23 protein-coding genes are annotated in these 21837 nt (G+C 61.0%); 10 read left to right on the forward strand and 13 right to left on the reverse strand.

What is annotated here, in order from left to right:
* Positions 1 to 169: 169 nt before the first annotated feature.
* Together pdxY and FKG95_RS12775 are read left to right on the forward strand one after the other, a co-directional pair.
* Positions 170 to 1069 carry a pyridoxal kinase PdxY gene (gene pdxY, locus FKG95_RS12770; RefSeq protein WP_142896777.1) on the forward strand — a complete coding sequence of 300 codons (900 nt, stop codon included), beginning with the start codon at positions 170 to 172 and terminating at the stop codon, positions 1067 to 1069.
* A 57-nt stretch (positions 1070 to 1126) separates the two neighbouring features.
* The gene (locus FKG95_RS12775) at positions 1127 to 2140 is read left to right on the forward strand and encodes an adenosine deaminase (RefSeq protein WP_142896778.1); all 1014 of its coding nucleotides are present in this window, start codon (positions 1127 to 1129) and stop codon (positions 2138 to 2140) included.
* A 7-nt stretch (positions 2141 to 2147) separates the two neighbouring features.
* Here the strand turns inward: FKG95_RS12775 and FKG95_RS12780 are convergent, their stop codons facing one another.
* Together FKG95_RS12780 and FKG95_RS12785 are read right to left on the reverse strand one after the other, a co-directional pair.
* On the reverse strand, positions 2148 to 3557 hold the full coding sequence (locus FKG95_RS12780; RefSeq protein ID WP_142896779.1) for a tetratricopeptide repeat protein: 1410 nt from the start codon (positions 3555 to 3557) through the stop codon (positions 2148 to 2150).
* 108 nt (positions 3558 to 3665) lie between these two features.
* Positions 3666 to 4682, reverse strand: a complete 1017-nt coding sequence (locus FKG95_RS12785; protein ID WP_142896780.1) for an aspartate-semialdehyde dehydrogenase — start codon at positions 4680 to 4682, stop codon at positions 3666 to 3668.
* Positions 4683 to 4813: 131 nt separating this feature from the next.
* On the opposite strand from FKG95_RS12785, the gene FKG95_RS12790 reads away from it, so the two are divergent.
* Positions 4814 to 5143 (forward strand): Mpo1-like protein, encoded by a 330-nt coding sequence (locus FKG95_RS12790; RefSeq protein WP_142896781.1) that lies wholly within the window; start codon positions 4814 to 4816, stop codon positions 5141 to 5143.
* A gap of 121 nt (positions 5144 to 5264) precedes the next feature.
* Here the strand turns inward: FKG95_RS12790 and FKG95_RS12795 are convergent, their stop codons facing one another.
* From FKG95_RS12795 to FKG95_RS12820, 6 genes are all read right to left on the reverse strand, one after another.
* The gene (locus FKG95_RS12795) at positions 5265 to 5465 is read right to left on the reverse strand and encodes a hypothetical protein (RefSeq protein WP_142896782.1); all 201 of its coding nucleotides are present in this window, start codon (positions 5463 to 5465) and stop codon (positions 5265 to 5267) included.
* A gap of 91 nt (positions 5466 to 5556) precedes the next feature.
* On the reverse strand, positions 5557 to 6669 hold the full coding sequence (gene leuB / locus FKG95_RS12800) for a 3-isopropylmalate dehydrogenase (RefSeq protein WP_142896783.1): 1113 nt from the start codon (positions 6667 to 6669) through the stop codon (positions 5557 to 5559).
* A gap of 89 nt (positions 6670 to 6758) precedes the next feature.
* Entirely contained in the window at positions 6759 to 7361 is a 603-nt protein-coding gene (gene leuD / locus FKG95_RS12805; protein ID WP_142896784.1) for a 3-isopropylmalate dehydratase small subunit, read from the reverse strand.
* Positions 7362 to 7381: 20 nt separating this feature from the next.
* On the reverse strand, positions 7382 to 8788 hold the full coding sequence (gene leuC, locus FKG95_RS12810; protein WP_142896785.1) for a 3-isopropylmalate dehydratase large subunit: 1407 nt from the start codon (positions 8786 to 8788) through the stop codon (positions 7382 to 7384).
* 296 nt (positions 8789 to 9084) lie between these two features.
* On the reverse strand, positions 9085 to 9582 hold the full coding sequence (locus tag FKG95_RS12815) for a hypothetical protein (protein WP_142896786.1): 498 nt from the start codon (positions 9580 to 9582) through the stop codon (positions 9085 to 9087).
* 58 nt (positions 9583 to 9640) lie between these two features.
* Positions 9641 to 10021: a DUF6152 family protein gene (locus FKG95_RS12820; protein ID WP_142896787.1), complete on the reverse strand. Its 381-nt coding sequence runs from the start codon at positions 10019 to 10021 to the stop codon at positions 9641 to 9643.
* 209 nt (positions 10022 to 10230) lie between these two features.
* On the opposite strand from FKG95_RS12820, the gene FKG95_RS12825 reads away from it, so the two are divergent.
* From FKG95_RS12825 to FKG95_RS12840, 4 genes are all read left to right on the forward strand, one after another.
* Positions 10231 to 11115, forward strand: coding sequence for an alpha/beta fold hydrolase (locus FKG95_RS12825; RefSeq protein WP_246116756.1), 885 nt, complete (start codon positions 10231 to 10233; stop codon positions 11113 to 11115).
* A 344-nt stretch (positions 11116 to 11459) separates the two neighbouring features.
* A complete protein-coding gene (locus FKG95_RS12830) occupies positions 11460 to 11996 on the forward strand; it encodes a GNAT family N-acetyltransferase (RefSeq protein WP_218940181.1) in 537 nt (178 codons plus the stop codon).
* 266 nt (positions 11997 to 12262) lie between these two features.
* Complete coding sequence (locus FKG95_RS12835) at positions 12263 to 13387, forward strand: YjgN family protein (protein WP_142896788.1); 1125 nt, start codon at positions 12263 to 12265, stop codon at positions 13385 to 13387.
* A gap of 78 nt (positions 13388 to 13465) precedes the next feature.
* Positions 13466 to 14551, forward strand: coding sequence for a M48 family metallopeptidase (locus FKG95_RS12840; protein WP_142896789.1), 1086 nt, complete (start codon positions 13466 to 13468; stop codon positions 14549 to 14551).
* A 155-nt stretch (positions 14552 to 14706) separates the two neighbouring features.
* Here FKG95_RS12840 and rplS read toward each other — a convergent pair whose 3' ends face one another.
* The 5 genes from rplS to ffh form a co-directional block, all read right to left on the reverse strand.
* On the reverse strand, positions 14707 to 15165 hold the full coding sequence (gene rplS / locus FKG95_RS12845) for a 50S ribosomal protein L19 (protein ID WP_142896790.1): 459 nt from the start codon (positions 15163 to 15165) through the stop codon (positions 14707 to 14709).
* 11 nt (positions 15166 to 15176) lie between these two features.
* Entirely contained in the window at positions 15177 to 15932 is a 756-nt protein-coding gene (gene trmD / locus FKG95_RS12850; protein ID WP_281281450.1) for a tRNA (guanosine(37)-N1)-methyltransferase TrmD, read from the reverse strand.
* A gap of 44 nt (positions 15933 to 15976) precedes the next feature.
* Positions 15977 to 16540, reverse strand: coding sequence for a ribosome maturation factor RimM (rimM, locus tag FKG95_RS12855; RefSeq protein ID WP_246116757.1), 564 nt, complete (start codon positions 16538 to 16540; stop codon positions 15977 to 15979).
* Between the two features lie 36 nt (positions 16541 to 16576).
* Positions 16577 to 17011, reverse strand: a complete 435-nt coding sequence (gene rpsP, locus FKG95_RS12860; protein WP_142896791.1) for a 30S ribosomal protein S16 — start codon at positions 17009 to 17011, stop codon at positions 16577 to 16579.
* 91 nt (positions 17012 to 17102) lie between these two features.
* A complete protein-coding gene (ffh, locus tag FKG95_RS12865; RefSeq protein ID WP_142896792.1) occupies positions 17103 to 18473 on the reverse strand; it encodes a signal recognition particle protein in 1371 nt (456 codons plus the stop codon).
* A gap of 329 nt (positions 18474 to 18802) precedes the next feature.
* Between ffh and dapF the strand changes: the two genes are divergently transcribed.
* Genes dapF through ftsY form a run of 3 tightly spaced genes read left to right on the forward strand, consistent with a single transcriptional unit; the run spans position 18803 to position 21815 of the window.
* Positions 18803 to 19636 carry a diaminopimelate epimerase gene (gene dapF, locus FKG95_RS12870; protein ID WP_142896793.1) on the forward strand — a complete coding sequence of 278 codons (834 nt, stop codon included), beginning with the start codon at positions 18803 to 18805 and terminating at the stop codon, positions 19634 to 19636.
* Positions 19633 to 20877, forward strand: a complete 1245-nt coding sequence (mtaB, locus tag FKG95_RS12875) for a tRNA (N(6)-L-threonylcarbamoyladenosine(37)-C(2))-methylthiotransferase MtaB (protein WP_142896794.1) — start codon at positions 19633 to 19635, stop codon at positions 20875 to 20877. Before dapF ends, mtaB begins: the two co-directional genes overlap by 4 nt.
* Entirely contained in the window at positions 20874 to 21815 is a 942-nt protein-coding gene (gene ftsY / locus FKG95_RS12880) for a signal recognition particle-docking protein FtsY (protein ID WP_142896795.1), read from the forward strand. The genes mtaB and ftsY overlap by 4 nt, the downstream gene beginning before the upstream one ends.
* The last annotated feature ends 22 nt before the right edge of the window (positions 21816 to 21837 follow it).

The raw sequence follows: 21837 nt of genomic DNA on the forward strand, positions 1-21837 counted from the left end.
GGAGAGTCAATCCGATTCATTGCAGCGGATGAAGAAACGCGAGACCGCCAGGAGTCAAAGGACCAAGGCTGGGTCTCAGAACTTAAGAGGTTGAAATACTGCCTCTATTGTTCAAACTGACGCCGCAACAGTATTCAAACCCCTGCCCGCGGCGCAAAGCGAAGTTTAGATGTCTATTCTCTCCATCCAATCCCATGTCTGCTATGGCCATGTCGGCAATGCTGCGGCGGTGTTTCCCCTGCAACGCCTGGGTTTTGACGTCTGGCCGGTTCATTGTCTCCAGTTTTCGAACCATCTGGGTTACAGCGACTGGAGCGGCGAGGTCTTTGCGACCGAACAGGTTGCCGAGGTTCTCAAAGGCATCGAACGCCGGGGTGTTTTCCCTGATTGCGAGGCCGTTCTCTCGGGTTACCTGGGAACGGCTGAACTGGGGGACGCCGTGCTCGAAACCGTGGCGTCCGTGCGGCAGGCCAATCCACGCGCGCTGTTTCTCTGCGATCCCGTCATGGGTGATGAGGACACTGGCGTCTACGTTCACCCGGAGATTCCGGACTTCATGCGTTTTGGCGCATTAAAGTCCGCAGACATCATCACACCGAACCTGTTTGAACTGGGCATCCTCGCAGACCGCGAAGTTTACGACCGGGGCACGGCCCTGGCTGCAGCACGGCACTTGCTGAACGACAACCGCACAAACCTCAAGATCGTGATGGTGACCTCAATTCCGGTTCAGCCGGTTCATGCGACTGAGGCTCGAGATCCTGAGAGAGAACGTATCGGAATTCTGGTGGTGACCCGCCAGAGCGCCCATTTGGCAACCACACCCAAACTCGACTTCGGGCCTCTGGTCAAGGGGACTGGCGATGTTATCGCAGCCCTGTTCCTGGGCCGGCTCCTCAGAAACCAGGGGGATGCGGGCCAGGCCCTTCAGGGTGCCATGTCGTCCCTTTACGGTGTCCTTGATGAAACCCTTCGGCGCGGTACAGACGAGCTTTGCCTCATCGCGGCACAAGAGAAAATCTCCGCGCCGGACTTAAATGATCTCACGTTCATGGCGCTCACGGATTGACCTGCGCCTCAAGTTGGCACACAAGACACCGTGGGCGCGCGCAGAGAAAGAAATGTGATGACGGACCTAAATGCCTTTATCGATGAATTGCCGAAGGCGGAACTCCACGTGCACATCGAGGGCACCCTGGAGCCCGAACTGATGTTTGCCCTGGCGGAGCGCAATGGGATTGCCCTGCCTTACGGATCGGTCGAAGAGCTGCGCGCCGCCTACAGCTTCAAGAACCTGCAGGAGTTTCTGGACCTCTACTACCAGGGAGCTCAGGTCCTGATCACCCGGCAGGACTTCTATGACCTGACCATGGCGTATCTGAAGCGCGCCCATGCTGACCGCGTTCTCCATACGGAAATCTTCTTCGACCCTCAAACCCATACGGAGCGCGGCATTGCCTTTGAGACGGTCTTGGACGGGATCACCACCGCCCTGTCCGACGCCGCGCACGAACTCGGGCTGACCAGCGAGCTCATCCTCTGCTTCCTGAGGCACCTCAGCGAGGACGACGCCATCGCGACCTACGAGATGGCTCTGCCCCACAGGGACCGGATTGCCGGGTTCGGCCTGGATTCCTCCGAAAAAGGCCATCCGCCCGCGAAATTCGAACGGGTTTTTACGCGCGTCCGTGCAGATGGCTTCAAAGTCGTCGCTCACGCAGGCGAGGAAGGCCCGCCCGAATATGTCAGGGATGCGTTGGATCTGTTGAAAGTCGACCGGATCGATCACGGCAACCGGGCTCTGGAAGATTCCGCCCTCGTGGAACGGCTGGCCCGCGAAGCCATGCCCCTCACCGTCTGCCCACTCTCCAATCTGAGCCTCGCCGTTGTCACGGATCTCGCCGACCACCCCTTGCGGCAAATGCTGGACGCGGGTCTGGTCGCCACCTTGAATTCCGATGATCCCGCCTATTTCGGCGGCTACGTCAATCAGAACTACAAGGAAACGCAGAGCGCCCTGAGCCTCACGAAAGACGAACTCGCGCTCCTGGCCCGCAATTCGCTGACCGCCTCCTTTGCCTCTCCGGAACGGAAGGCAGAACTGCTGGGAACGCTGGACAGCTATCTCGCGCGAACGTAGACCGAAACTACCTTGGCCAGTTTCCGGCACGCTTCGCGGCAACCGCCTCTGCCAGCTCGTCCTTGACGCGCTCGAACACCGGCTCCCAGGCCCCTGCATCTTTCTGACGGAAGAGCTTCATCGAGGGATACCAGGGCGTGGTCTCGCCTTCGCCCCTGTAAAGCCAATAGGTCGCCTTGTTGAGCAGGTTCCAGATCGGACGACCGAGGGACCCGGCCAGATGGGCGACCGAACTGTCGGTCATGATGACCAGATCCAGGGCTTCGATCACAGCCGCCGTCTCCGCGAAACTGTCCAGTTTCTCGCCGATGGCGGTGACCACGGCACCCGCGCCAGCGGCTTCCAGGTCTCCCGACCGCGGACCCTTCTGCAAGGCATAGAGATCAACACCTGGCACCTCGGCGAAAGGCAGGAAATTCTCGACGCCGACCGCGCGTTTGCGGTTGCCCTTGAAGGTCACGCTGCCCGACCAGACGATCCCGACCTTGAAACGGTCATCCTGGCGCAGCAGCACCCGGGCTTTTTTCCGCGCGTAGTCCGGGATGTGCAGTTTGGCCGGCGGCGGTAGCCTATCGTCGGAGACATTGAAAACCCCAGGCAACGACATGATCGGCACTTCGAGGTCGTAGTCGCCGACTGCCTCGCCCGGCTCGACCATGCGATCGATGCCCGCGATCTCAGAGAAAAGGTCCTGCAGGGGCGCCTTACATTCCAGAATGACCCGGCCTGCATTGGACCCCTCGCCCGCCCGCTCTTTGATCAGCGGGATAAGGCGGCTGGTCAGGATCGAATCGCCAAAACCCTGCTCGGCAAAAACCAGAAGCCGTTTTCCCTCGAAGACTTCCCCCTGCCAGCGCGGCACGGCCTTCGGGCGTTCCGGCAGATCACCGGTTTTCCAGCGCGCCTCGTAGGCCGCCCAGCCCTCCTCGAAGCGTCCCAGATGCAGCAAAGCGATGGCCCGGTCCCATTGCGGGTGCGGAGCATCGGGCTTCAAGGCGATCGCGGCTTCCAGCTCGGCCAAGGCCTCTTCGTAACGCGCGGCTTCGCGCAGGGCGATGCCATGGTTATAGCGGATATTGAAATCGTCGGGCAGCGCCGCCGCGGCACTGCGGTGGGCCGCCAGCGCCTCGTCCAGACGGTCGATATCCTTGAGGGCATTGCCCAGGTTCCCGGTAATGCCGGGGTCTCCCGGTACGATCTCCAGGGCACGCTTGTACGCAACCACGGCGGCTTCGTAATCGCCCTTTGTCCGCAGAGCCACCCCGAGATTCCCCCAGCCCCCAACATGCCCGGGCGCCATCTGAAGAATTTTGCGGTAGGCCGTGATCGCAAGATCAATGCGACCCCGCTGATGCAGCGCCGCCGCTCGCTGAAACAACTGATCAGGTGTGATTTCTTGCGCGGTTTCGCTCGCCATAAACCCCTAACACGACTGCTTGAGAGGATGGATCAGTTAACACCGCAGCCTGCATAGCACAGCTCGTGGCACCACTGCAGGAATATTCCATCCCCTCGCAATACAGCCTTAGCTGAGATGCTCGCGCACCAGAAGTTCGGCGATCTGAACCGTGTTCAAGGCCGCACCCTTGCGCAGGTTGTCGGAGACCACCCACATGGAGAGCCCATTATCGACGGTCGGATCGACCCGGATCCGGCTGACGAAGGTGGCATCCTCACCGGCGCATTCAGCGGGCGTGACGTAGCCCTCGTCCTGACGGTGATCGATGACTGTGATGCCCTCCTGCTCACGCAGCGCGAGCCGGGCCTGCTCGACCGAAATGGGCTTCTCGAACTCCATGGTGACGGCTTCGCTGTGGCCGATAAAGACCGGGATACGGACACAGGTCGCGGTCAGCTTGATCGACGGGTCGAGGATTTTTTTGGTCTCGACCATCATCTTCCACTCTTCCTTGGTGTAGCCGTCATCCATGAAGCTATCGATATGTGGAATAGCGTTGAAGGCGATCTGCTTGGTGAACTGCTCCTTCTTTACCGGATCGTTCACGAAGATGCCGCGTGTCTGATTGAAGAGCTCGTCCATGCCGTCCTTGCCGGCACCGCTGACCGCCTGATAGGTCGAGACCACGACCCGCTTGATCTTGGCCAGCTCATGGAGCGGCTTCATGGCCAGGGCCAACTGAATGGTCGAACAGTTGGGATTGGCGATGATGTTGCGCTTGGTGTAACCGGCCAGCGCCTCGGGGTTGACCTCCGGCACGATCAGCGGAACATCAGGATCCATGCGGAAATGCGAGGTGTTGTCGATCACCACGGCACCGGCCTGTGCGGCTTTCGGGGAATACTCGGCGGAGACCTTCGCCCCCGGCGACGACAGCACGATATCGATCCCGGCGAAATCGAAGGTGGCCAGGTTCTGAACCTTCAGAACGTGATCTTCGCCATAGGAGACCTCGGATCCGGCGGAACGCTCGGAGGCCAGCGCAACCACTTCGGAGGCCGGAAACTTGCGTTCCGACAGCGTCGTCAGAAGTTCCCGTCCAACGGCGCCCGTGGCACCCACTACCGCTACTTTATAAGCCATGTCTAATATCTACCAACTTGATCAATCTCGATTTCCGGCGTTGAATTAAGCGGGATCGAGCAAATATGCAAGGTAACCAGAGCGGCAAACCGGCCAAATGACCCGAAAGCTCCCTGGAAAGTGAAGAAACCATGGCGGAACGCAGTCCCGACTATCGCGCTTTCTGGCCCCGCTATCTCGCGGAACACAGCAAACCTGCCACCCAGCTGCTCCATGCGGTGGGCACGGGTCTGGGCCTGGTCATACTGCTGACTGCGATTATCACGAGCAACTGGTGGCTGCTGCCGCTGGCCCTGGTGGCGGGCTATGCTTTCGCCTGGATCGCTCATGCCATGGTCGAGCGGAACACGCCGACGACCTTTACCCATCCCTGGTGGTCGTTCATCAGCGATTTCCGCATGTTCGCGCTGTTCCTGACCGGCCGCCTGGGCCGCGAACGGGCGCGTTACAATCTGGATTAAGTCATAATCTCTCTTCCTCATTTTGTTCTCAGTCCATCTGCGGTTTGATCGTGTAACGGGCCGAAAACAAAAAAAGGCCGCCTCATGGGCGGCCCGTTACCAATACCCTGAAGCACAGTGGTCAGTTCGCCTTAGTCTCCGGTTTCAGAGTCATGGGCGCTGAGCCAGTGGTGGTCGGAATCAGGGTTTGCGCGGTCTGAGTCTCGGTTTGAGCTTCATTTTCAACAGATTTCATTCCGCTGCAGGCATAGACCGCCGCGGGCGCAACCAGGAACGCAGCCAGAGTCAGGGCGGCCGCAGGAACTGCAACTCTCTTTCTCATCAATCCGTCTCCCAATTTGGTTCGCAACTGCAGCAAGACTACGCGTGATCACTCTTGACGTCAATTCAGCCTTTGACCTTCACATAATCCGCTATGCAGCCAGGTGGTCCAGCGCACTCAGGACCGCATCGCCCATGCCCGTGGTCGAGACCATGGTCGCACCCGGCGCAACGATATCGCCCGTGCGCTTGCCTTCGTTCAGGACGTTCTTGACCGCCGTCTCGATCAGATCGGCATCCTCGCCCAGATCGAAGGAATAGCGCAGCATCATGGCGAAGCTGAGCAGGGTCGCCAGCGGGTTGGCCTTGTCTTCCCCGGCGATATCCGGGGCGGAGCCATGGACCGGCTCGTACATGGCCTTGCGGCGGCCGGTCTCGTCGATGTCGCCCAGGGAGGCCGAGGGCAGCATCCCGAGCGATCCGGTCAGCATGGCCGCCGTATCCGACAGCATGTCGCCGAAGAGGTTGTCGGTGACGATCACGTCGAACTGCTTGGGCGCGCGCACCAGCTGCATGGAGCAGTTGTCGGCGTACATGTGTGACAGCTCTACATCCTTGAATTCGGCATCATGCAGCTTGGTGACCTCGTCGCGCCAGAGCACGCCGGATTCCATCACATTGGCCTTTTCGACCGAGCAAACCCGGTTATCGCGTTTACGCGCCAGATCGAACGCGACCGCCGCAACGCGTTTGATTTCCGAGGTCGTGTAGACCTGGGTGTTGATGCCCCGGCGTTCGCCGCTCGGCAGCTCCTCGATGCCGCGGGGCTCGCCGAAGTAGACACCACCGGTCAGCTCACGGACGATCATGATGTCCAGGCCGGACACGATCTCCGGCTTCAGGGTCGAGGCATCGACCAGCGCGTCGAAGCAGAGCGCCGGGCGCAGGTTGGCAAAAAGCTCCATTTCCTTGCGCAGACGCAGCAGGCCGCGTTCCGGTTTGATGTTGAAATCCAGGCTATCCCACTGGGGACCCCCGACCGCACCGAGCAGGACGGCGTCCACATTCATGGCTTTTTCCATGGTGGCATCCGCCAGCGGCACTCCGTGCGCGTCGATCGCGGCCCCGCCGACCAGATCTTCCTCCAGATCGAAGCGAACCGCCTGGCGCTTGTCGAACCAATCGACCACGCGGCGCACTTCGCGCATCACCTCGGGACCGATGCCGTCACCTGGAAGAACCAGAAGCTTTTTATTGGAAGCCATGAATCAGATATTCCCCACTGCAATCTTGATAGGAGCGCGCCGCCGAATCTTTCAGGCGGCGCGCGTCAGCTTTTTGATGTCTGTTTAGACTAGGCCCAGGGCTGCGAGAGCTTGCGGCGCTCCTCGAAGCTGTCGATCTTCTCGCCCTTCGCCATGGTCAGGCCAATGTCGTCCAGGCCGTTCATCAGGCAATGCTTGCGGAAAGCGTCGATCTCGAAAGAGATCGTGCCGCCGTCCGGCCCGGTGATTTCCTGCTTCTCCAGATCGACCGTGATCACCGCGTTGGAGCCGCGGCCGGCGTCATCCATCAGCAGGTCCACCTGCTCCTGCGGCAGGGCGATCGGCAGGATGCCGTTCTTGAAACAGTTGTTGTAGAAGATGTCCGCGAAGCTCGGCGCGATGATGCAGCGAATACCGGCGTCCAGCAGCGCCCAGGGGGCGTGCTCACGGGAAGAGCCGCAGCCGAAGTTGTCGCCCGTGACCAGGATCTGGGCATCCTTGTAAGCCGGCTCGTCGAGCACGAAGTCCTTGGCGTTGCCGTCTTCATCCGTGCGCAGCTCGAAGAAAAGGCCTTCGCTCAGGCCGGTGCGCTTGATGGTCTTCAGGAACTGCTTCGGAATGATCATATCGGTGTCGATATTGACCAGGGGCAGCGGGGCGGCGGTGGCGGTCAGCTTGTCGAATTTATCCATGGCTTTATCCTTTTCCCCGCTTAGCTCAAGTCGCGCACATCAGTGATGCGTCCGGTGACTGCTGCGGCGGCGGCCATGCCCGGGCTGACGAGATGCGTACGTCCGCCTCGGCCCTGGCGGCCTTCGAAGTTCCGGTTGGAGGTCGAGGCGCAGCGCTCGCCCGGGGCCAGCTTATCGGCGTTCATGGCGAGACACATGGAACATCCGGGTTCCCGCCAATCGAAACCGGCCTCGATGAAGATCTGATCCAGCCCTTCTTCCTCGGCCTGGTTCTTCACCAGTCCGGAACCGGGTACGATCATGGCCCGTACGTTCTCGGCGACCTTGCGGCCCTTGGCCACGGCGGCAACCTCGCGCAGGTCCTCGATCCGGCCGTTGGTGCAGGACCCGATGAAGACCGTATCGATAGGCACTTCGCTGATCGGCGTCCCGGCGGTCAGGCCCATATAGTCAAGCGAACGTTCGATGGCGCTGCGTTTATTGTCGTCAGGCGCGGCGTCAGGCCCAGGGATCGCGGCAGAAACCGGGATCACGTCTTCCGGGCTTGTGCCCCAGGTCACCTGAGGTTCGATATCCGCGGCCTTCAGGACGATTTCCTTGTCATAGGTAGCGCCTTCATCCGACGGCAGGGTCTTCCAATAGGCCAGCGCCTGCTCCCAGGCCCCGCCCTTGGGTGCCATGGGCCGTCCCATGATGTATTCGAAGGTCTTTTCGTCCGGCGCGATCAGACCGGCGCGCGCGCCGCCCTCGATCGACATGTTGCAGACCGTCATGCGGCCTTCCATGGAAAGATCTCGGATCGCCTCGCCGGCGTATTCGATCACGTAGCCCGTGCCGCCCGCGGTCCCGATCTTGCCGATGATGGCCAGCACCATGTCCTTCGCGGTCACGCCCACCGGCAGCTTGCCTTCGACCGTGATACGCATGTTCTTGGCGGGTTTCTGGATCAGGGTCTGGGTGGCAAGGACGTGTTCGACCTCGGAGGTTCCGATACCGAAGGCCAGCGAACCGAAAGCGCCGTGGGTGGCGGTATGGCTGTCACCGCAGACGATAGTCATGCCCGGCAGGGTGAAGCCCTGCTCCGGCCCGATGATGTGCACGACACCCTGGCGCACGTCGTCCATGCCGAAGAGCGGCACGCCGAACTCGTCGCAGTTTTTGCTGAGCTGCTCGACCTGGATCCGGCTTTCCTCGTCGTCGATCCCCTGCGCCCGTCCCGAGGTCGGGACGTTATGATCGGGCACCGCGAGGGTGGCCTCGGGGCGGCGGACGGTCCGGCCGGTCATGCGCAGACCTTCGAAGGCCTGCGGGCTGGTGACTTCATGGACCAGATGACGATCGATATAGATCAGACAGGTGCCGTCGTCCTGACGGTCGACCAGATGGCTGTCCCAGATCTTATCGAACAGGGTGCGTGGTGCGGACATCGTGCTTCTTCCTTCTTCGGCCGGGCTTTGCCCTGGCCACTCCCTTGAGTCCGGTCGATTTTCTGTACGCCAGGAAAATCGTGAACCGGCCTCTCATTAGACAATTTAGAGCGCAAAACGCGCTTTGGGAGACTGCCACCCTATAGCCCTTTCCAGGGCGACCCACCTCAGGTCGGGGCACACGCATGTCTCACACTATTCTCACTGAGGCGCCGGAGAATAACCACTTCACCAGCCCGGGAAAAGTCTTACTGTAAAGGAATGGCGCATAGCTGGCATTCGGCAAGGCCGGGCGGTCAGATATAGGCAAGAAAACGTCCGCAAAGGATAATCGCCAGCCACAAGAGAATAGAAAGACCGCCCGCCAGCTGAAGCCGCGTGCGGATCAGCGGGCCTTCGGAGACCTTGGCCTCTTGCCATTCAGCGGACTGACGCAGCAACAGCGCATTTACGACGCCCACGCCGACCAAAAGGAGCTTCGCCAGAAACAGTGGCGTCGCGGCATATTTCGCGGCGCTCACGGAAAACAGCAGCAGACCGGTGATGAGAGAGAGTGTCAGCCCGCCAATCGCGACAGGCAATAGAACACGGCTCAGCGTTTTGATGGGGACCGAAGACCAAACGCCCAGGAGCCGCAGATCGAGCGGCAGAATGGCCCCGAACAGCATGGCGAGGCCCAGGATATGTCCCGCATTGACGATAGGATAGACCCAGCGTGAGGTGCGCAAAGCCGCAGGCAGGGCCATGTTCTGGAGCGCCGTCAGAGCCTCGAGGGCCGTCGCCCAGACCTCCATCGCTTACTGCTTCGCCGGAGCGGTTTTCTGCCTGCAGCCGGATCGCCCGTCCACAGCTTCAGTCCCGGTTCGGATAGAGGTCATAGAGCTGGCCGTCGATGGTGACCCGCTCGGCCTTCATCAGCTTTTGCTCCGGATCCTCGGAACGCTGCCCCGAGACGGTCACCTCCGTGCCCACGGCGAACATCTCGTCTTTCAGTCCGGCCCGTTCGTTGCGCCAGGGCTGGCCGACCTCCACCGTCCAGATTTCCCCCTCGGCATCCACGGTCAGGACGCCGTGCGGGTTGCCGAGCTGCGCGGCCTGGATCAGACCGACCAGCTCGAAGTTGCCGTCCTCCGTCCAGCGCCAGCCATGATGCGCCATGGCGGCGGATGCACCCAAGGCCGTCAATCCGACCGTGATGCCGCTGCCAACGAGAAAGCTCCGTCTTGTGACCATGGGTCAGACTCTCCTCTGTGTAAGCACTCAGCGCGCCTTGTACTACGATATGATACGTGGTGATGCGTCTCCAAGGGCTATCTGGCCTCGAAATCCTTTTGGCGTCGCTGTCTCCAGCGCTCCGCGCCTGCGGAACGTCTCACGACAACAGCCATTTGCGGCCCGACCCTTCCCTGTGACATTCTCGCCCGAACAACAACCAAACCCAGATGGCGCGCACCATGTTCGAGAGCTTTACCCAGGAGCGGATTGATACCGGCGAGGTTGAGATCAACCTGCGCAGGGGTGGCAGCGGACCACCTTTATTGCTGCTGCACGGTTACCCGCAGACCCATGTTATGTGGCACGGCGTGGCACCCCTGCTGGCGCAGAACTTCACTGTCGTCTGTGCGGATCTGCGGGGCTATGGCAACAGCAGCAAGCCCTTGGGCGAGGCGGATCACTCGAGCTACTCCAAACGCGCCATGGCGGCCGACATGGTCCGGGTCATGGAGCATCTGGGCTACACCAGCTTCCGGGTTGCCGGGCATGACCGGGGCGGGCGGGTTACCCACCGGCTCTGCCTGGACTGGCCCTATCATGTGGAGCGCGCGGCGGTGCTGGATATCGTGCCGACCCATAAGGTTTTTGCGACAACCAACCAGGCGGTTTCCACCGGCTATTACCACTGGTTCTTTCTCATCCAGCCCAACGGCCTGCCCGAGCGCATGATCGGCCAGGATCCGGATTATTACCTGCAGGAAAAGCTGGCACGCTGGTCCGCCCTGAAGCAGAACTTCGCGCCGGAAGCGGTCGAGGCCTATCAGCGCGCCTTCCGGGACCCGGCCTGCATCCATGCGACCTGTGAGGACTACCGCGCCGCAGCCTCGATCGATCTGGAGCACGACGAAGCGGATCTGCAGAAGAAGATTGGCTGTCCCCTGCTGGTGCTCTGGGGACTGCGCGGCCTGATGCATGAGAATTACGACGTCCCGGCCACCTGGCGCGAGCGCGCCAGCGACGTTACCGCCAAGGGCATTGACTGCGGCCATTTTATTCCCGAAGAACGGCCCCTCGAGACCCTGGACGCGCTATCGAACTTCTTTGCGGAGTAAAATGGCACCACCTGGAGTGCGGGAGCGGCACTGGTCTTCAACATAGATCCGGGTTCAAGTGTCGGAATCGCAGCAACCTCACTTCCGACCTGAAACACCGGACGCTAGTGTGGTGGAACTGAAGTTCGTGTGATTTATGACGTCTTTGCAAGTTACGCGGTTAGGCGCGAGGGCCGCAGTGATGTGGAGCATCACAAGGTCCTCGCAACGACATCCGCGGGACTTGCAAAGGCGCCGGAAAGGTCGCTTTTATGGCTTTCTGAACGGCGTCACCGCCGCTCGCCGATGCTTCAGCATCGCCAGCACGGCACTTCCTGCTCAGAAAACCGCAAAAGCGATCATAAATGATACGAACTTCAGTTCCACCACACGAGATGCCTCGCAACATTACTCTCCGCCTCGCGAAGACCGAAGACTGCCCCGCCCTTAGCCGGCTCGCACTGAGCTCAAAGGCCCACTGGGGTTACGACGATGCCTTCATCAAAGCCTGCGTGCCGGCCCTGACTGTCACACCCGACCTGCTGGCCGCCCATCACGTGGTTATCGCCGAAAGAGCCTCGGACGACGGATCTGACAAGGAGCCGCCGCCGCTGGGCTTCTACGCCCTCTCGAAAGCACGCCCGGAAGCGGAGGTCGAATGCTGCTTCGTCGATCCGGCGGCTATCGGCAGCGGTGTCGGTGGAGTGCTCTGGCGGGATATGGAAGCCTTTGCACGTAACGAGGGCGTGACCGGTTTGAGCCTGGTTGCGGACCCGAATGCGGTCGGTTTTTACCGCCACATGGGCATGGAAGAAGCGGGTTTTACGCCCTCTAACGTCTTCGGCCCGGACCGACCGCTTCCGGTCCTGAAGAAGACTCTTCCTGGGATTTCTGCGCCGTAATCGAGCCTTCAATTGGTCTGACCTGAAACGAAATTTTAACAAAATCACAACCCATAGTGTGCCGGGTTTAACTATCCAGGGAGGCCGGTATGGGGAGGTGACGGCACTTCCTGGCGGCGAAAGCTTGTCTGTTCCGCGCTTCCTTCCTGGAGTTGCTAAGATTGAACGGCTATCTTCGCCATAAACTTATAAATTTCAATTGCAAAAAGTGATTTAATCCATTGTCTTCTAACGATTCCGGTATCGAAAACCCCGCTCAGCCCGGCATGGGACCGGCCACCGCGGCAACAGCCGCGGCCGGCCCTCAGGAACCCCTGCATCAATTTGCAGTCTACGACGGCACGAGCGGTGGCATCGGCAAAATTGCCGTCACCAACGCCATACTCGGGCTTCTCACGCTCGGCATTTACCGTTTTTGGGGTAAAACCAACATGCGGCGTTATCTTTGGAGCCGCCTGACTGTGTTGGGTGACCGCCTGGAATACACTGGCACGCCGATGGAACTGCTCCTCGGCTTCATCGTTGCTGCCGTGGCCATGGCAGGGCTTTCCGTCGGATTTATCGGCCTGGAGTTTCTGTCTGCGAGATATCCTCTGTTTGGCCTCCTGATGATTTTCTATCTCTTGGGATTTTACTTTCTTATCTTTTTCGCCGTGTTCCGCGCCAGGCGCTATCGCCTGCTTCGTACTCAGTGGCGGGGCATCCGCTTTTCCCAGAGCGGCTCCGCAACAGGCTATGCGTTCCGCGCTATGGGCCTGATGTTCCTCACCGGCATCACGCTTGGCCTGACCTATCCCTACATGCAGGCGCGCCTGCAGAACTACCGGACCAACAACACCTGGTTCGGTAACCGGCAACTGACCTTCGATGGCAAAGCCTCAAAACTCTTCTGGAAATGGGTACTGGCGCTCGTTCTGGTCATCCCGACGCTGGGCATCTCTTTTCTCTGGTACAAGGTCACCGAATTCCGCTACTTCGCGTCGCGAACCCGCTTCGGCGCCCTTTCGTTCCACAGCACGCTGGAGACGATGAAGATCTTCTTGATCTATCTGATTTTCGCAGTTGTCTTTGGTATTATCTGGTTCTCTCTCCTCGAGGTCATAGGAGTTTTTGTCGGAGATCTGTTCAATATCGGCCAACCGGGAGCGGCCGAACCTTTCGCAAATCTGTCGACGGTGACGATCGCCATAACCATCGCTGTTTCCTTGGTGATCGTATCTCTGTTGAACGCTTTGCAGTTCATTTTACTCATCCATCCCATCGTCCGCGCTATCTCCGAAACGTTGTTGGTCAAAGGCACGATCGACCTCGACGAGATCAAGCAGAGTGATGCGGAGCGTGGGGGTCGCGGCGAAGGCCTCGCGGATGTTCTGGATGTCGGGGCAATTTAGCTTGGCGCAACAGAACGCAAGGCAACGTTATGCAAGACGATTGAGTCCGGAGCCCTCCCAGGCAGAGGTATCCTGGTTTTGAGCGATTATCACGGCAGCTTTAACGACGGCAGCTCCGCCAACCGGCACGATGTGTCGGTCAGGATCGATCTGTCCGGCCTTGCGATCTCGGGCGACGGACTGGCCCAGCCCGTCGTCTGGCCTTTCGAAGAGCTGGAAGCCATCGATGACATCGCCAAACAGGTTCCTTTCAGGATCGGCTGCCGTTCCTGGCCGGACGCCCGGCTGACGCTGAACGATCAGCGCCTGCTGGCGGACTTCCGGATCCATGCACCACAGCTCTTCGGCCCGCCGGTCAGCAGGCGCCTGCGCAATGTGGTTTTGTCGATTGCCGGCGCCGGGCTGCTCGGTGCCTCGATCTGGTTCGGCCTGCCGCTCGCTTCCCGATGGGTTGCCTCAGTCGTGCCGATCGAGTGGGAAGTGGCTCTGGCCGATCAGTTTGCCGACGAACTCGTCAAAGAATTCGCGTCCATGACCAATGACGAACCGCGGGTTTGTGATAATCCGGACGGCCTGAAAGCCCTGGACGGGCTGATCGCCGAGTTGGCGGATGCCGGCGGCAGTCCCTACGACTTCAATGTTCAGGTCATCGACGGCGGGCTGAACAACGCCTTCGCCTTGCCCGGCGGGCGCATCTTCATCTTCCGTGGATTGCTGGAATTTGCCCAGAGCCCTGATCAGCTCGCGGCGGTCGTGGCGCACGAAATGGGTCATGTTACCCTTCAGCACGGCACGACGGCGATTGTCCAGGGCCTGGGCATCAGTTTTGTTTTCTCGGTCCTGCTGGGAGATATGGGCGGCGGTATCGTTGCCGCAGCAGGTGAAATCCTGCTGCGCATGTCCTACAGCCGGGAGGCAGAGGCGGAGGCCGATCGGTCGGCCATCGCTCTACTACAGAAAGCCGATCTGAAGGTTGTCGGCCTCTCGAACTTTTTCGAGCGCCTGGCTGAAGAGGATGGAGATCTGCCCGCAGCCCTTCAGATGCTCTCAACGCACCCCTCTAGCGAACAGCGCGCACAGCTGACAAAAGGCCTGGAGGACACAGGTCGACCTGCCCTGTCCGACAAAGAGTGGCAAGCCATTCGAGACATCTGCAAACAGTAGAGACCAACAAGTCCACTGTTTCTCTCGAGATTCAACAAACGACAAAACCCGCGTCCCAGAACCGAGAAGCGGGTCGGCAACTGCCTGAACCGGTCTGCACCAAAGGCTGGCTTGGACCGGTTCGGCAGTTTTAACTGTCGTAAAAAAGAAGGGCCTCAGGCCTCGGCGGCTTTAGCGGCCTTGTTGGCGGCCTTCTGGGCGGCCTTGGCGTCCGCTGCGACCTGTCGCTCTGCGGCGGCTGCCTTACCGGCTGCACCCGTGGTCTTCTCGGCGATACGCGCGGACTTACCACGGCGGCCACGCAGGTAGTAGAGCTTCGAACGGCGAACATCACCGCGGCGCACCAGCTCGACCGAAGCCAGACGCGGGCTGTAGAGCGGGAATACACGCTCGACGCCTTCACCGTAGGAAATCTTCCGGACGGTGAAGGAAGACTGCAGACCGCGGTTCTTGCGGGCAATGCAGACGCCTTCGAAGGCCTGGACACGCTCACGGGTGCCCTCGACAACCTTCACATTGACACGAACGGTATCGCCGGGGGCGAAGTCCGCTGCAGAACCCTTGGCGCTCAGCGCGGCGACCTGCTCTTGTTCGATCTGCTGGATCGTATTCATCGCTCTATTCCTTACTCTTCGTCGGCACGGCCTTTGCCGGGCACTTCGTTTCTTCGCTTCAGGTACCGCGCCCAGAGATCGGGCCGCCGTGCCTCTGTAATCTCTTCCGCCTGAGCTAAGCGCCACAGGCGTATATTGTCATGATGCCCCGAGGTCAAGACCTCAGGCACCTCGCGGCCCTGCCAATCGCTCGGCCGCGTGTAGAGCGGGTACTCGAGCAAGCCCTGCTCGAACGACTCCTCCAGCCCGGAGTCATCGTTCCCCATAACCCCCGGCAGCAGGCGCACCACGGCGTCCATCAGGACCAGAGCCGCGGGCTCGCCGCCGGATAAAACATAATCGCCGACACTGACTTCGACGACATTCCGGGCCTCCAGCACCCGCTGGTCCACCCCCTCGTATCGCCCGCACAGCAGCGTGACACCCGGTTCTCCGGCAAGACCACGGACAAAGTCCTGGTCCAGGAGCCGCCCGCGCGGCGACAAGTACAAAACAGGCCCCGATCGATCCTCGACCGATGCCAGAGCGGCATCCACCACATCGGGGCGCATAACCATGCCTGCGCCGCCACCTGAGGGCGTATCGTCGACGGAGCGGTGTTTATCGCGCGCAAAGTCGCGAATGTCCACCGTTTCCAGAGACCAAAGCCCCGATCTCAAGGCCCGTCCGGCCAAGGACTGCCCCAACGACCCCGGAAACATTTCCGGGTAGAGGGTCAGAACCCTTGCATCCCAGCAAGCCGTCTCTCGCGACACAGTGTCCGTCACCTTGCCGCCTCACTTTCAAAGCGCCTCAACGCGAGGCGCCCACTTCAACCGGACCCGGCCTCGCCGGTTTCCACTTCCTCAGGCGGATCGATAACGACCCGTCCCGCCTCCAGATCCACCACCGGCACCGCCAGCTTGGTGAAGGGCACCAGCCAGGATTTCCCCTCGGCGGGCAAAACCTCGAGCAAATCACCGCCACCGAAATTGTGCATCGCCTTGACGCTGCCCAAAACTTCTCCCGCGCCGTTCTCAACCCGCAAACCGATCAGATCGGTGTTGTAGAACTCTTCTTCATCCTCCGGCTCGGGCAAAACCGAGCGCGCAACATAAAGCCGGGTCCCCCTGAGGGCCTGGGCCTGATCCCGGTCGGTGACCCCGGCAAAAGCCGCGAGAACCGTTTCCTTGACCTGACCCTTGATCGTCGGATCGAACCGGCGCTGCCCCTTGGCATCGCTCAGCGGTCCGTAAGCCCCGATATCCAGCGGTTCGGCGGTAAAGCTCTTGATCTTGACCAGCCCCCGGACCCCGTGAGCGCCCGCAACAACGCCGAGACAGACTTTATCATCGGCATCGGTCTTGGGCATCAAGGGGGCGTTGGACTCAGCCATGGATCAAACCTGCCGCCAAACAACCAGCACCGCAGCTTAAGCCTCGGCAGCTTCCTCTGCGGGTGCCTCTTCAGCGGGAGCTTCTTCAGCCGGAGCTTCTTCAGAGGGGGCTGCAGCAGCCTCTTCGGCCTCACGCTTGGCCTCGGCTTCCATTGCCAGACGCTCCTGGGCTTTCGCCTTGGGCTTGTCCTTCTTGGTCTGCGTCGGAATCGCAGGCGTTGCGTAAAGATCGTTGGCCGCCAGGATGCGGGCCACACGGTCCGTCGGCAGCGCGCCAACCGAGAGCCAGTGCTTGATGCGATCGTCGTTCAGCTTCACACGATCGGGATGATCCTTGGCAACCATCGGGTTGTAGGCACCGACCTTCTCGATGAAGCGGCCGTCACGCGGGCTGCGCGTATCGGCAACCACGACGCGGTAATAAGGACGTTTCTTGGCGCCACCACGGGCCAAACGGATTTTTACGGACATCGAACTTCCTTCTGCTCTTATTCTCAGGGCCCGGTCTCGTGATCAAGTCACTCGACCTTGGCCATCGTTACGTTAAGCAATGATCTCGTACTTACTGGGGGAACCCGCCGCCGGGCGGCATCAGTCCCGACATGCCCTGGCGCATCAGGCCCTTTTTTCCCATTTTCTTGACTTTTTTCATCATGCGGTTGGCTTCCTGATACTGCTTCAGGAGCTTGTTGATTTCCTGCACCGTGGTGCCGGAACCGCCCGCAATCCGGACTTTACGGCTCGCCTTGATGAGCTCCGGCTTGGCCCGTTCTTTCGGGGTCATGGAGGAGAGCATCGCCAGCTGACGCTTAACCAGACTGTCGTCCAGCTTGGCGTTCTGCATCTTGGCCATCTGGGCTTTGTTCATGCCCGGAAGCATGTTCATCAGGCTGGAAAGCCCGCCCATCTTCTGCATCTGCTTGAGCTGCGAGGCCAGATCGTCCAGGTCGAACTTGCCCTTCTGCATCTTCTTGGCAAGTTTTTCGGCGTCTTCCTGATCGATGGTTTCCGCGGCCTTCTCGACCAGGGAGACCACGTCGCCCATACCCAGGATCCGCGAGGCGATACGATCCGGATGGAAGTCTTCCAGCGCGTCCAGTTTTTCGCCGGAGCCCAGCAGCTTGATCGGACAGCCTGTCACGGCGCGCATGGAAAGGGCCGCGCCGCCGCGCGCATCGCCGTCCACACGGGTCAGCATGATGCCGGTGATACCGAGCTTTTCCTGGAAAGCGGAGGCCACGTTGACCGCGTCCTGACCGGTCATGGCGTCGGCCACCAGCAGGGTCTCATGCGGCTTGGTCGCATCGCGAACCGCCGCAACCTCGGCCATCAGCTCTTCGTCGATGGCCAGGCGGCCAGCGGTATCGAGCATGACCACGTCGTAGCCTTCCAGGGCACCGCTCTGCAGCGCACGCTTGGCAATGGCGACCGGCTGCTCGCCGGGGACGATGTTCAGGGTCTTGACCAGGGCCTGCTCGCCCAGAACCCGCAGCTGCTCCTGCGCCGCCGGACGCCGCACGTCCAGAGAGGCCATCAGGACCTTTTGTTTCTCTTTTCCGGTCAGCCGCATTGCGATCTTCGCGCAGCTTGTGGTCTTACCGGAGCCCTGCAGGCCGACCATCATGATCACCGTCGGCGGCGTCGTTGTCAGGTTCAGGGCGGAATGCTCGGATCCCAGGGTCTCGACCAGGTGGTCGTTAACGATCTTGATGACCATCTGACCCGGTGTCACCGAACGCAGGACTTCCTGACCGATGGCCTTTTCGCGGACCCCTTCAACGAAGTCCTTGACCACCGGCAGGGCGACATCGGCTTCCAGCAACGCAATGCGGACCTCGCGCAGGGCCGCCGAAACGTCCTCTTCGCTAAGGGCACCGCGGCGGCGAAGCTTGTCAAAGACATCGCCGAGGCGTTCCTGAAGGCTCTCAAACATACCGGTCCAATCCGATCGTCAGTAAGACCGCCCCTCGGGGCACGAAATCACGGCGGCCACCAGAGGCGCCAATGGCCAAACGCAATTCGCGCCAGTGCGCGATACTCGCGGACTGGCGGGGCTTCTCGAAGCCGGCAGATGGCCAAAGCTGTGATGGCGCGGAACATAGGCGTCGATTTCCGGCCCGTCAAGGCATTGCTTGCGGCGTCGGAAGTTGCGATGGCCTACGCTTAAAACTCTGCGATTTCAACCCAAAGAGCGGCAGGATTGCAGGCAAAGCATAGCTTCCCCATGGACTTATAGCGGTCTCTGGCCATATAACCCGGGTCATGGATCAGCTTTCCTTCATAAAAATGCACGGGTTGGGCAACGATTTCGTCGTGCTCGACGGTCGCAGTGCGCCGATTCCGCTGAGTATTGCGGAAGCGCGGACGCTGGCTGACCGCCATTTTGGTATCGGTTGCGACCAGCTGATCGTCATGGAGCCGCCGACCAGCGAGGGCGCCGACCTCTTTATGCGCATCCGTAACCCGGACGGCGGCGAAGCGGAAGCCTGCGGCAATGCCACCCGTTGCATTGCCTCGCTGGTCATGAATGAGACAGGCCGTGATCAAGTGGTTATACAGACCCTTGCCGGGCATCTGCCCGCCGAGACGGCAACGACAGGCGAAGTGACCGTCGACATGGGTCCCGCCAACCTGGGTTGGCAGGAGATCCCGCTGGCGGAAGAACGCGATACTCTGCATCTGGGCATCGGAGCGGGCCCGCTGCAGGATCCGGTGGGCGTGAATATGGGGAATCCCCATGCGGTCTTCTTCGTCGAAGATGCAGACACCATCGATCTGGCCACGCTGGGGCCGCGGCTGGAGCATGATCCCCTTTTGCCCCAGCGCGCCAATATCTCGGTCCTCTCCGTGACCGGTCCCGACCGTTTGCGCCAGCGGGTCTGGGAACGCGGCGCCGGAATCACCTTGGCCTGCGGATCGGGTGCCTGCGCGGGCGCGGTCGCCGCCGCCCGGCGGGGTCTCACGGGACGCAGGGTCGAAACCACCATGGACGGCGGTGTCCTGACCCTGGAGTGGCGCGAGGACGGTCATGTCCTCATGACCGGACCGGTGGCCACCAGCTTTCGGGGCAAAGTCGAGCGGGCATCGCTGTCATGACCGACCCCAAGATCATCACCTTCGGCTGCCGCCTGAACAGCTACGAGTCCGAAGTCATGCGCGGACACGCCAGGGCCGCCGGTATGACCGACGCTATCATCATCAATACCTGCGCCGTGACCGCCGAGGCGGAGCGCCAGGCCCGCCAGACCATCCGGCGTGCCCGCCGCGAAAACCCGAACGCCCGGGTGATCGTCACCGGTTGCGCCGCCCAGATCTCGCCGGAGAGCTATGCGGGCATGCCCGAAGTCGACCGGGTGCTGGGCAACGAGGAAAAGCTGAAGGCCGAGAGCTTCGGCCTGGATCAGACCGAGCGCGTGGTGGTCAACGACATCATGTCGGTCACCGAAACCGCCGCCCACCTGATCCATGGCTACGAAGAACGCACCCGCGCCTTCGTCCAGGTTCAGCAGGGCTGTAACCACCGCTGCACCTTCTGCATCATCCCCTTCGGACGGGGCAACAATCGCTCTGTCCCCATCGGCGAAATCGTCAAGCAGGTGCGGGTGCTGGTCGAAAACGGCGTGGCGGAGGTTGTCTTCACCGGCGTCGACATTACCGACTATGGCAAGGACCTGCCGGGCCAGCCGAGCCTGGGCCAAATGGCGCGGCGCCTGCTCGCCCTGGTGCCCGAACTCAAGCGCCTGCGCCTCTCATCGGTCGATCCGGTGGAGGTCGACGACGACATCCTGCGCCTGCTGGCCGAAGAAGAACGCCTCATGCCGCATCTCCACGTTTCCCTGCAGGCCGGGGACGATATGATCCTGAAGCGCATGAAGCGGCGGCATCTGCGCGCCGATGCGGTAGAGTTCTGCGAGCGCGCCCGCGCCCTTCGCCCGGACGTGGTCTTCGGCGCGGATATCATTGCAGGCTTCCCGACCGAGACCGACGAGATGTTCGAGAACTCCCTGCGTGCGGTCGACGACTGCGGTCTGACCTACCTGCACGTTTTTCCCTATTCGCCCCGACCCGGCACGCCAGCCGCCCGCATGCCGCAGGTACCCGGCAACCTGCGCAAGGAACGCGCCGCCAGACTGCGAGCTTTGGGCGCTGAGCGCGAAGCGCAGTTTCTGAGGAGTAGAATTGGCGGCACCGCGCAGGTTTTGGTCGAGAAAGACGGCTTCGGCAGGAGTGAACACTATGCACCTGTCATTCTTCCCGCCGGGCATATCGGCGAAATTCTTCCAATTGACATCAAGGGCTTGGATAAGTCCCAACTGATCGGGGCGCTTGCGGCGTGAGTGAAACTGAAGAAAAACGCGGTGGCTGGTTTTCACGTCTCAAAGCCGGCCTCACCCGCTCGTCCTCCAAGCTCAGTGACGGCATCACGGGCATCTTCACCAAGCGCAAGCTGGACGATGCGGCACTGGAGGAGCTGGAAGATCTGCTGATCACCTCGGATCTGGGTGTAAGCACCGCCGCCAAGCTGACCGCCAATCTGGCCAAGACGCGCTTCAACAAGGATGTCGACCCCATCGAGGTCCGCGAAGCCCTGGCCGATGATATCGCAGCAATTCTGGAACCGGTGGCCCAGCCTCTGGCCGTCGACCCGGCGCGCAGGCCGCATGTGGTTCTGGTCGTTGGCGTCAACGGCAGCGGCAAGACCACGACCATCGGCAAGCTCGCGACCGATCTGACCCGGAAAGGCCACTCGGTCCTGCTGGCCGCGGGTGACACCTTCCGGGCCGCGGCTATCGATCAACTCAAGATCTGGGGCGAGCGCACCGGCTGCGAAGTGGTCGCCAAAGCCCCCGGGGCGGACTCCGCGGGCCTGGCATTCGAAGCCATCGAGAAGGCCCGAGCCACGAACAAAGATCTGGTCCTGATTGATACGGCCGGACGTCTGCACAACAAATCCGACCTGATGGCCGAACTGGAAAAGATCCTGCGCGTGATCAAGAAACTCGATCCCGAGGCCCCGCACGACGTGCTGCTGGTCCTCGATGCCACCACCGGCCAGAACGCCATCTCACAGCTCGGCACCTTTAAGGAACTGGTCTCGGTGACCGGTCTGATCGTGACCAAGCTTGATGGCACGGCCCGCGGCGGCGTACTCCTGGCCCTGGCCGAGAAATTCAAGCTGCCGGTTCACGCCATCGGCGTCGGCGAAGGCGCGGAGGACATGCGGCCTTTCAAGGCCCGCGACTTCGCCCGCTCATTGATGGGTCTGGAGAATTAAAGAGAAAAGGTTGAGTGCCGCA

It is taken from the genome of Denitrobaculum tricleocarpae, from assembly GCF_007004665.1.
Taxonomy (GTDB): Bacteria; Pseudomonadota; Alphaproteobacteria; order Kiloniellales; family Kiloniellaceae; genus Denitrobaculum; species Denitrobaculum tricleocarpae.

Coding starts and splice junctions, on each gene's coding strand:
- pdxY (WP_142896777.1), top strand. CDS start 170: ATGTCTATTCTCTCCATCCAATCCCATGTCTGCTATGGCCATGTCGGC.
- FKG95_RS12775 (WP_142896778.1), top strand. CDS start 1,127: ATGACGGACCTAAATGCCTTTATCGATGAATTGCCGAAGGCGGAACTC.
- FKG95_RS12780 (WP_142896779.1), bottom strand. CDS start 3,557: ATGGCGAGCGAAACCGCGCAAGAAATCACACCTGATCAGTTGTTTCAG.
- FKG95_RS12785 (WP_142896780.1), bottom strand. CDS start 4,682: ATGGCTTATAAAGTAGCGGTAGTGGGTGCCACGGGCGCCGTTGGACGG.
- FKG95_RS12790 (WP_142896781.1), top strand. CDS start 4,814: ATGGCGGAACGCAGTCCCGACTATCGCGCTTTCTGGCCCCGCTATCTC.
- FKG95_RS12795 (WP_142896782.1), bottom strand. CDS start 5,465: ATGAGAAAGAGAGTTGCAGTTCCTGCGGCCGCCCTGACTCTGGCTGCG.
- leuB (WP_142896783.1), bottom strand. CDS start 6,669: ATGGCTTCCAATAAAAAGCTTCTGGTTCTTCCAGGTGACGGCATCGGT.
- leuD (WP_142896784.1), bottom strand. CDS start 7,361: ATGGATAAATTCGACAAGCTGACCGCCACCGCCGCCCCGCTGCCCCTG.
- leuC (WP_142896785.1), bottom strand. CDS start 8,788: ATGTCCGCACCACGCACCCTGTTCGATAAGATCTGGGACAGCCATCTG.
- FKG95_RS12815 (WP_142896786.1), bottom strand. CDS start 9,582: ATGGAGGTCTGGGCGACGGCCCTCGAGGCTCTGACGGCGCTCCAGAAC.
- FKG95_RS12820 (WP_142896787.1), bottom strand. CDS start 10,021: ATGGTCACAAGACGGAGCTTTCTCGTTGGCAGCGGCATCACGGTCGGA.
- FKG95_RS12825 (WP_246116756.1), top strand. CDS start 10,231: ATGGCGCGCACCATGTTCGAGAGCTTTACCCAGGAGCGGATTGATACC.
- FKG95_RS12830 (WP_218940181.1), top strand. CDS start 11,460: ATGATACGAACTTCAGTTCCACCACACGAGATGCCTCGCAACATTACT.
- FKG95_RS12835 (WP_142896788.1), top strand. CDS start 12,263: ATGGGACCGGCCACCGCGGCAACAGCCGCGGCCGGCCCTCAGGAACCC.
- rplS (WP_142896790.1), bottom strand. CDS start 15,165: ATGAATACGATCCAGCAGATCGAACAAGAGCAGGTCGCCGCGCTGAGC.
- rimM (WP_246116757.1), bottom strand. CDS start 16,540: ATGGCTGAGTCCAACGCCCCCTTGATGCCCAAGACCGATGCCGATGAT.
- rpsP (WP_142896791.1), bottom strand. CDS start 17,011: ATGTCCGTAAAAATCCGTTTGGCCCGTGGTGGCGCCAAGAAACGTCCT.
- ffh (WP_142896792.1), bottom strand. CDS start 18,473: ATGTTTGAGAGCCTTCAGGAACGCCTCGGCGATGTCTTTGACAAGCTT.
- dapF (WP_142896793.1), top strand. CDS start 18,803: ATGGATCAGCTTTCCTTCATAAAAATGCACGGGTTGGGCAACGATTTC.
- mtaB (WP_142896794.1), top strand. CDS start 19,633: ATGACCGACCCCAAGATCATCACCTTCGGCTGCCGCCTGAACAGCTAC.